Consider the following 8,898-nt stretch of genomic DNA (forward strand, 5'->3'; position numbering starts at 1 on the left):
CCGCTTGAGCTGGTCCTCTTCACTGAAAGACCGGTTTGTGCTCAATGCGTTTAGATTGACGTCGGGGATTCTCATGCCTGCAATTAGTCCATCCGAATGTAGTCGTTGTCACGGTTGAGTTGCACTGGGCCGTGGTTCTTGGCGGTCAAGGCGTTGTTTGCTGACGCAATACGACCTTTAGCTCTTGCACCTGATCTTCGTACCGACGCTGATATTTGAGCGAGGATCCGCTCATCCAACAGGGCCGCCTCAGTGGCGCGTCCAGCCAAGGTGCCGTTTGGCCGCTCACGCCTCGCGTTCGAACTGCAGTGATGTCTCTGCGCGGCTGTGTAATGAGCGAGCCAGCCTCTTGCCGGGCCTGCTGAGCGGTTGGCTATTTTTTTGCAGCGTTGCCTTAAAAAGGTTTTTGACCGCCGACGCTGAAGTTATGTAGCCACCAAATTTTCATTAAAAGTGTCGCGTTGTGTGGCCTTTTGGACGGATTCGGTTCCTTGCGAACGTGGGCCAACGCCAAAGCTTTTAAACGTCGGTGGGGGGGGCATATCAGGGAGCACGAAACATCAAACGCGCGACGCCCGGGAGACCGTGCGTGAAAACGAGGTTTCTTGCGACATTCAGACCTTATCTTTAGCCTGGTTCTGTGCCCAGACACGCTTTACCTGGCTGACACTGACACCGGCCAGCCGCGCAGTCTCCGCAATGCTACACCCACCGCTTTTGAGGGCGATGACCCGTTCATGCATTTTGGTATCCGGTTTACGCCCAGCGTATCGACCGGCGCCCTTGGCCAAGTCGATGCCTTGGCGCTGTCGCTCTCGCCGGTCCTCGAAGTCGTCACGCGCTATTTGCAAGGCCAGACGCAACAGCATGTCTTGTACGCCTTGCAACACCACCTTGGCGACACCACGGGACGCCTCGGTCAATTGCGATAGATCGACGATTCCAGGCACTGCCAGGCGTGCGCCCTTAGCCCTTATCGCGTCCACAAGTTTTTCTGCTTCGACCAGAGGAAGACGGCTGATTCGGTCGATCTTTTCCGCAATGACGACTTCACCCGGTTGCAGGTCCTCAATCATGCGCAACAGCTCGGGACGGTCGGATCGAGCGCCCGAGGCCTTCTCGCGATAGACCGCAGCTACGTAGTAGCCTGACTCTCGAGCATTGCCAATAATCGCTTCTTGGCGCTGCAAGTCCTGGTCTTCTGTACTGACACGCAGGTACACCCGCGCAACATTGATAGTCGTCATACTGTAACCCTTTAGATACGTTCCTGATTCAACACTACGTTTACGCTTCCCAGGGGTTAATGACATTCAACCCGGCAGCCTCAAAAGGGCCAGTGTCACGGGTGGCGACGGTGAAGCCGTTGGCGAGGGCGATGGCTGCAATGAAGGCATCTGCCGTTTCGACCGCCAACCCGGCTGCGCGGGACTTGGCCAGCAGTTCGGCATAAGCCTTCGTACAAGTCATATCGAACGACAGCACCCTATTGGCGAACATCGGCAGCAGGTGCTTTTCCAGGTTTTCACGCAAGCTATCCTGGCGTTTTCCGACAGGCATCAGCGCGATACCTGCACGCAACTCGGCTACCGTGATGGTGGACAGATAAAGCGTTTCCAGCGCTTGTGCGTCGATCCAGTCAAGGACGTGGGCATTGGGCTCTCGGCGCTGCGGTTCTGAAATTACGTTCGTATCGAGCAGGATCATTCAAAGCTCACCGCACGGGCCGGAGACGTGATGCGCGTGTTCTCAAACAAGGTGTGTTCTTTATCGGTCAGACCACCAACCTCACGGGCAATAGACGCCAAGAACGAGCCAAGTTTCACACGTCCCTCGGGTCTCGCCGCCCGCTCCAAGATGTCGCGTATTTCGGCCTCGGTGCTGCGCCCGTGCAGGGCAGCCTGGATGCGGATTGCCCGATGCACTTCATCGGGTAGATTTCTTACGTTCACGTTTGCCACTTGGTAGTTACCAGTTTTTGCCATCATTGGTATCATTATATGCTTTTGATACCATAAATCAAGAATGCTTGATTGGTCCATTTTGGTAAACCCAAAGGGACAGAGTCTATCAGGGGTGGCTCATTTCTCCAGAAAGCAATCCTAAAGAGCTATGTAGAAAAGAGCTATGTAGAAAAGAGCTATGTAGAAAAGAGCTACCCATTTGAGCCGTATCATTTTGCACCGCTACACCTTTGTGTCCTTTCGGCGCTAAGCACAGGAATAGGTCATTTCGCGATTGTGCTAATTAGCACAATCGCGACTCTGAGAAAGGCGTCTACTTGGTCGAGCCGAGCATGGCCTTGCGCCAGTTCCAAGGCCACAACATTAAGAGCCGTAGGAGCGTTACGTAGCGCTGGCGGCCGAGGCTGCAATGGAGCAACCAACCGACCATAAGATGAATGGCCAATTGCTGTTATTGGCATAGCTAGGTGGGGTAATGCCTTTAGCTATTTAGCTAAATCAATAATCTGCTTGCACTCATCCAGATCATGGCTATACTTTGCTTAATCTTAGCTAATTAGCTAATTAGATAAAAAGGAAGCCCCGCAAATGCTACCCCCTCTTGCTATCGGCTGCATCTCTCAAAAAGGCGGCGCTTGGAAATCTACAATCGCGCGCGCACTTGCTACCACCTACACGGCAGCAGGTTGGGAAACTAAGATTATCGACCTCGACACAAAACAAGCTACAGCTACCAACTGGCAGCAGCGCCGTCTGCTGGCTAACATCGAACCCGCTATTCCGGTACAGCTCTTTGGCAATGTGGCCACCGCAGTCAGTCGCGCCGGAGATGCCGATCTATACATTTTCGACGGCCCGGCTAACGCCACCGAAGAAACTGTGAAGATCGCCAAGGCCAGCAACTTGCTGATACTGCCAACGGGCCTAACTTTAGACGACCTCGACCCACAAATTGCGCTTGCCAACACCTTGGCCGATCTGCACGGCGTGCCGGTAGACCGCATAGTGTTTGCCCTATGCAAGGCTACAAAGCGCGATGCGGCAACTGATGCCGCACGCGAGTACCTGGGAAAAACGCGCTTCGCCACACTCGCTGGTTCAATCCAGCACCAAGATTGCTATGCAGACGCAATGAACAAGGGCCGCTCTGTAACCGAAACCTCATTTCGGAGCCCACGCGCCAAGGCAATGGAAGTCATCCAATCAGCTGTCGATCACTTCAGCCGACTCACTAAATAGCATAAAAGCTAATTAGCTAAAGCGCGAATTAGCTAATAATGTGTTATTATGAGGTCACCGCTAATTTAGGACTCAACGCTATGTCTACCAAGACTTCCAAGCCCGGCGAAGCCCCTGTCGTCAAGGTGCCCAAACCACCACGTCGCGATTTGGGTGAGCCACCAAAATCAGCCGCCGACACGGCAGCAGTTGGCAACAATACTAAGGTAGCGGCAGACGACAAACTGGTGGACTTAGGCTTTAAGCTCGATCAAGCATTCAGGCGTGAGTTCCGCACATTCTGCGCGAGCAATGATATATCGCAGGTAGGTGCGTTCAAGGAGGCAATGAAGGACTACATGAAAAAGAAGGGCTGGCAATCCAGCGAGTAAGAAAGTCGAGTGCCAAGGGCTTCTACCACCTTGGCACTCGTGACAAACCGAAACCCCGCAAAAGGTGTACGAAATGTCAGGTCAAGAATATAACATTATTCGCCGCACGCCCGTAGTCGAGCTATGCAACATTCCAGCCCGGCAGTTGATCGAGTTTCTCAAGCAATGCCGCCCATTGGTTAGCGAAGCGATTTTGATAGCGCGCCTGAGTCGGTGAACTGCATAGACAGTTAGTGAAAATATCCCTGTATCGTCCACGCCCAGCCCAGCCCAGCCCAGCCCGTTCTGGGCTGCGGCATCTTTTTAGTGTCCATGAAAATGAAGACGCAACAGCATCAATTCAATGCTGTGGCTGTGGGCTGCCCAGCTCCGCGCTTGCTGCCGGTGCGCTCTAAGCGAGAATCAACATAATCTCACCCACAGCCATTCGTCGGGAAAAGTGGAATTTGGATCCTATATTCCTTAGCCTTATTGTCAGACAACAGGACAAAAAACAGTATGCTCAGCTTCTCACGACCTCAATCCCTTGTTGAAGGTGTCGTGTCAACGATACGCAAAGAAATAGCGAGTGGGGGGCTCCCAGCCGACTCGAAGATGCCAACAGAACATGAGCTGGCTGATCAGTTCGGCGTCAGCCGCTCGGTAGTGCGCGAGGCCATTTCACAGCTGAAAGCCGATGGCGTGCTAGTTATTCGTCGGGGCAACGGCTCTTTTGTTTCTCAAAATCCCTCTGGAACGGTTTTTAGGCTGCCAAGCAGCGAGAGCCATACAGCGGATCTCGCTAAGCTGTTTGAATTGCGCTCGTGCATTGAAATACAAGCCGCGTCACTGGCTGCGCAACGGCACACGACGAAAGATTTGGAGCGGCTGTCTGACGCCATCTCACTGATGGAAGGTAATGCCGGGAATTTTGAAGCATCTTCAAAGGCGGATGTGGAATTTCATAGGGCCATCGTAGCTGCCTGCAAAAACGAATACCTGGCTGCATTCCATGACTTTCTAGAAAGCCAGCTCATCCGGGCTCGTTTCATGGCGTGGGAAAACTCGTCAAAGCTTGCGGTAGGTCCAAGCGGTGCCAACCGCGAGCACCGTGAAATTTACGATGCGATCAAAAGTTACAACCCGGTTGAAGCCGCTAACTGCGCTCGCTTGCATCTGAATTCTGCCGCTCTACGCCTCAATATAGATGTGATGGAGTAGCGGTATCCGTGAGGGCACCAGTACCTGTCGCCGTTAATTTTGGTTGTCAGACAACCAGACATAAAAAGGGACTTTCATGATTTACGATTTTTGTGTGATTGGGGGTGGGATTGTGGGGCTGGCCACAGCCATGCAGCTACTTAAGGCTCATCCAGGCGCTTCGTTACCAGACATAAAAAGGGACTTTCATGATTTACGATTTTTGTGTGATTGGGGGTGGGATTGTGGGGCTGGCCACAGCCATGCAGCTACTTAAGGCTCATCCAGGCGCTTCGTTGGTGCTCGTGGAAAAAGAGGCCGCCATAGCAAAGCACCAAACTGGCCACAACAGCGGGGTCATTCATGCTGGGATCTATTACGAGCCTGGCAGTTTGAAGGCCCGACTGTGCAAGCGCGGGGCAGAACTGAGCAAAGCATTCTGTACCGAACACAAGATCCCATTTGAAGTTTGCGGGAAAATGCTTGTTGCATCTAATCCTCGGCAGCTTGCCTTGCTCAGCAATCTTGAGGAGCGAGCCAGAAAGAATGGGCTCAACGTTGAACGACTTGACGCTCAGGCGCTAAGGCAACGCGAACCCAATATTACAGGTCTGGGTGCATTGTTTGTAGACAGCACCGGTATTGTGGATTACCGAATCGTGTCAGATGTCATGGCTGATGTGATAACTAAAGCCGGTGGGGAAATAGCATTAGGTCAAACGATAGCTGCAATTCAGGAGCATGAGAGCCACGTATCGGTGTCATCAGAAGCGTTATCCTGGAAGTCTAAAAAAATTGTAGTTTGCGCGGGTTTACAGTCTGATCGTCTAGCTGCAATGGCTGGGCTGAATGTCGATTTTCAGATCATACCTTTTCGTGGTGAATACTTTCGTTTACCGCCAGAAAAAAATAATAGCATCAATCACCTGATTTACCCAGTGCCAGAAGCAGGGCTTCCATTTCTCGGGATCCATTTAACTCGCATGATTGATGGAGGGGTTACGGTTGGGCCCAATGCTGTGCTTGGGCTTTCGCGCGAAGGCTACAAAAAACTTGCATTTAATGCGCGCGATGTTTTGGAATATAGTTTGTATCCAGGTTTTTGGAAGCTTCTGGGAAAAAACTTACGCTCGGGTGTCAGCGAAATTAGAAACTCGGCCTGCAAGAAAAGCTACCTAGAGCAATGCCGACAGTATTATCCCTCTCTCAACCTTGAAGACTTAAAATCTTCGGACGCAGGCATACGCGCACAGGCCGTCACAAACAAAGGAGGATTTGTACAAGATTTTCTGTTTGTACAAACATCCAGAATGCTGCACGTGTGTAATGCGCCATCACCGGCAGCCACATCTGCGATCCCAATAGCAGAAATGATAGTGGCGAAACTAGAAGGCTCTGTAGTTTAAGCAGTGCTGTTAATATAAATTATAATAGTATGGGAAAACCATGAGTGAAAAAAATAAATTGATGCCAGATGAAACTACAACCGAGCGCAAAATTCGTTTGCGGAAGGTTGCAGCTGCAACAATCGTTGGATCAATGCTGGAGTGGTATGATTTTTATCTGTATGCATTGATGGCTGCCACGGTTTTTTCTAAAGTTTTCTTTAATCCTGCTGATGCGCAAAATGCGACCTTACTGTCTTTCTCGACCTTCGCAATCGGCTTCATAGCTCGACCGTTGGGAGGTATTCTTTTCGGACACCTCGGAGATAAGTTTGGCCGCAAACGTATGTTGATGGTGACCTTTTGCCTAATGGGGTTTTGCACAACAATCATTGGACTTATTCCTAGTTATGCCACGCTAGGCATTTGGGCACCGGCAACGTTGGTGGTGATTCGAATCTTGCAAGGTCTAGGCGCAGGTGCTGAACTCGCTGCTGCAGCTGTCACAGCGTATGAGCATGCTGACGAGAACAAGCGCGGCAGCCAGGGCGCATGGCCCGCTCTAGGGTTGAACCTGGGGCTGCTTCTGTCGTCGTTGACGGTCTATCTTCTGACGATGCAAGGTGAAGCATTCTTGCTTTCTGGAGGGTGGAGAATTCCATTTATAGCCAGTATCGTTCTTGTCATGGTTGGATTGTGGGTGCGCAGAAGCATTCCAGAAACGATTGCGTTCCAGAAGATCAGTGAAGACAACAAATCACAGGTCACGTCGAACACAGGGATAGAAAAAGCGCCTTTGCTGACTTTGCTTAAGAAAGACTTTAAAGGTCTTGTTGTCGTGCTTCTTGTTGCAATTGGGTATAATGCATTAAGCTATATATTCAAAACCTTTTCACTCGCATACCTCACCTTGTATAAGGGAGTCTCCGCAAATACTACGTCGCTATCTGTAACCATTGCCAGTCTAATAGCAATTTTCACGGTTCCTTGTTTTGGCGCTTTGTGTGATCGCTGGAGCAGCAAAAAAGTATTGATGGCTGGAGGGACGCTGTCTGCAATATTTGCGTACACCTTCATGCAACTCTTGGAGACAGGGCAGAGCTTGTGGATCTGTGTCGCTATTGGTTTCGCAACTGGTGTACTTGCACCTATGATGTTCGCTCCACAAGGCTCTTTCTTGAGTCGTCAGTTTCCTACCAACACAAGATCATCAGGCGTTGGTACTGGTCGTGAGATTGGAACTGCTATAGCGGGTGGCCTAGCCCCGCTTGGAGCGTTATCCTTGGTTTCAAGTTCTCCAACGCACTCAACAAATAGCGTTGTACTGATCTTGGTTTTATCAGCAGTTTTGCTAGTCGTGGCCAGCGCGTTTGATCAAGGTGGTAAGAGTTCTAATTTCAAAAACTGATAAATAGATTTTCTGACCTTTCATAGATGCCGCGTGCACCGTGTTGGAGAAAATAATGATAATTGATGAAGATGAAGTGAGAGTCGAAATAAAAGAATTGATGGACTTGATACGTTTAGACGAAAAGTACGCATCTTTGTTGTCGGATGGTATTTTTCCAATAGATCACGAAGCAATTGAATTCAATTACCAACGACGTTTTCGAATAATGGAAATTTCACGTAAATACGGCCTGGGCTGATGTTTGATATGGCTTACACGAAGCAATTGAATTCAATTACCAACGACGTTTTCGAATAATGGAAATTTCACGTAAATACGGCCTGGGCTGATGTTTGATATGGCTTGTTATTTTTCATCAGACTTGCTGTAAGTCGTGAATTTATTCATGAATGCCAGAATCTCTTCTAGAGATTCTGGCGAATCAACTTCTATTGCTTTGTCAGCGATTGCCTGTCTAAGCGATATCAGGCGCGTCCTCAGTACGTCTTGGCCGCCTGGTAGCAGTTCGCCAGGAGCTACATCAAAAGCCATCGAGATTTTTATCAACTGCTCAACGCCGGGGAGGTGAATTCCTCTTTCGTAACAACCTACAAGCGGCGCATCACAGCCTATTTTTTCAGCAAGGGCTGCTTGGCTCATGCCTGACAATTTACGAAGAGCCTTGATTTTTGCTCCTACGAAGCTTCGAAGCGTGTCCATTTTTTACCCATAAAATCTCATGGTTTCATGCGGTTGGCTCACGGAAAAGAAAACAAACCATCTAATAGATGGTTTTTCATTTACTTTTTCTTTTGTTTGCTCTATTTTGTTATCTACAAATCCATCACCTGGTGGCCATCCCGGCCCAGTACAGATGGAGCTGGTTTCCATCAGCACACCACTCGCCCCTGCGCTCAGCGGTTTGGGAATTCGAAAGAGCGCCTGATCGGAAGGTTCTGAATATGAAAAATTGGCGTGTTTTGATGCACAATTCTGCCGTACATCAGTCACTTATCACGTTGATCGCACAGTTGGACGTGGAGGTGTATTCCCCCGAAAGCACTACCTACCGCAAACGTCCGGATCGCCCTTCATCGGTAGAGACGAAGGTGCGTTTGTTTCCTGGCTATCTGCTGCTGCGCTTCGATCCTGAGGTCACGCACACGACGACTATCACCGCGCTGAATGGCGCTCATGGGTTCGTTCAGTTTGGCGGTAGGGCCTGTGTTGTGCAGGACGCTACGGTCGAGCAATTAAAAGCCGCTACCTTGGTTCATGCATAGGAATTTCAAAATGCCTATGCATCAAGTTGACGCTATGACGGAGGCGTCATGCCTTCATAGCGATGCGTAGTAAGACACTGATGCGTT

10 protein-coding genes and 1 pseudogene are annotated in these 8,898 nt (G+C 50.2%); 7 read left to right on the top strand and 4 right to left on the bottom strand.

The genetic code is table 11. The features are described from left to right. Positions 1-614 precede the first annotated feature (614 nt). From AO277_RS08200 to AO277_RS08210, 3 genes are read right to left on the bottom strand one after another with little or no spacing between them, the layout of a single operon-like run. Positions 615-1,247: a recombinase family protein gene (locus tag AO277_RS08200; protein WP_044319864.1), complete on the bottom strand. Its 633-nt coding sequence runs from the start codon at positions 1,245-1,247 to the stop codon at positions 615-617. Between the two features lie 40 nt (positions 1,248-1,287). Then, the gene (locus AO277_RS08205) at positions 1,288-1,707 is read right to left on the bottom strand and encodes a type II toxin-antitoxin system VapC family toxin (protein WP_005769733.1); all 420 of its coding nucleotides are present in this window, start codon (positions 1,705-1,707) and stop codon (positions 1,288-1,290) included. Next, a complete protein-coding gene (locus AO277_RS08210; RefSeq protein ID WP_003381346.1) occupies positions 1,704-1,961 on the bottom strand; it encodes a FitA-like ribbon-helix-helix domain-containing protein in 258 nt (85 codons plus the stop codon). Before AO277_RS08210 ends, AO277_RS08205 begins: the two co-directional genes overlap by 4 nt. A gap of 591 nt (positions 1,962-2,552) precedes the next feature. On the opposite strand from AO277_RS08210, the gene AO277_RS08215 reads away from it, so the two are divergent. From AO277_RS08215 to AO277_RS08240, 6 genes are all read left to right on the top strand, one after another. Next, entirely contained in the window at positions 2,553-3,203 is a 651-nt protein-coding gene (locus AO277_RS08215) for a ParA family protein (RefSeq protein WP_003344252.1), read from the top strand. Positions 3,204-3,283: 80 nt separating this feature from the next. After that, the gene (locus AO277_RS08220; RefSeq protein WP_003344250.1) at positions 3,284-3,574 is read left to right on the top strand and encodes a hypothetical protein; all 291 of its coding nucleotides are present in this window, start codon (positions 3,284-3,286) and stop codon (positions 3,572-3,574) included. 498 nt (positions 3,575-4,072) lie between these two features. Then, entirely contained in the window at positions 4,073-4,774 is a 702-nt protein-coding gene (locus AO277_RS08225) for a FadR/GntR family transcriptional regulator (protein WP_044319865.1), read from the top strand. 188 nt (positions 4,775-4,962) lie between these two features. After that, positions 4,963-6,159, top strand: coding sequence for an L-2-hydroxyglutarate dehydrogenase (gene lhgD, locus AO277_RS08230; protein WP_044319866.1), 1,197 nt, complete (start codon positions 4,963-4,965; stop codon positions 6,157-6,159). 40 nt (positions 6,160-6,199) lie between these two features. Further along, a complete protein-coding gene (locus AO277_RS08235; RefSeq protein ID WP_044319867.1) occupies positions 6,200-7,546 on the top strand; it encodes an MFS transporter in 1,347 nt (448 codons plus the stop codon). A gap of 55 nt (positions 7,547-7,601) precedes the next feature. Next, positions 7,602-7,787, top strand: coding sequence for a hypothetical protein (locus AO277_RS08240; protein ID WP_004661844.1), 186 nt, complete (start codon positions 7,602-7,604; stop codon positions 7,785-7,787). A 107-nt stretch (positions 7,788-7,894) separates the two neighbouring features. Here AO277_RS08240 and AO277_RS08245 read toward each other — a convergent pair whose 3' ends face one another. Then, positions 7,895-8,248: a helix-turn-helix domain-containing protein gene (locus AO277_RS08245; protein ID WP_044319868.1), complete on the bottom strand. Its 354-nt coding sequence runs from the start codon at positions 8,246-8,248 to the stop codon at positions 7,895-7,897. 242 nt (positions 8,249-8,490) lie between these two features. Between AO277_RS08245 and AO277_RS08250 the strand changes: the two are divergent. After that, a pseudogene (locus tag AO277_RS08250) lies at positions 8,491-8,808 on the top strand (transcription termination/antitermination NusG family protein); the annotation flags it as partial. Positions 8,809-8,898 lie beyond the last annotated feature (90 nt).

The sequence above is a fragment of the Pseudomonas amygdali genome, from assembly GCF_002699855.1.
Classification (GTDB): Bacteria; Pseudomonadota; Gammaproteobacteria; order Pseudomonadales; family Pseudomonadaceae; genus Aquipseudomonas; species Aquipseudomonas amygdali.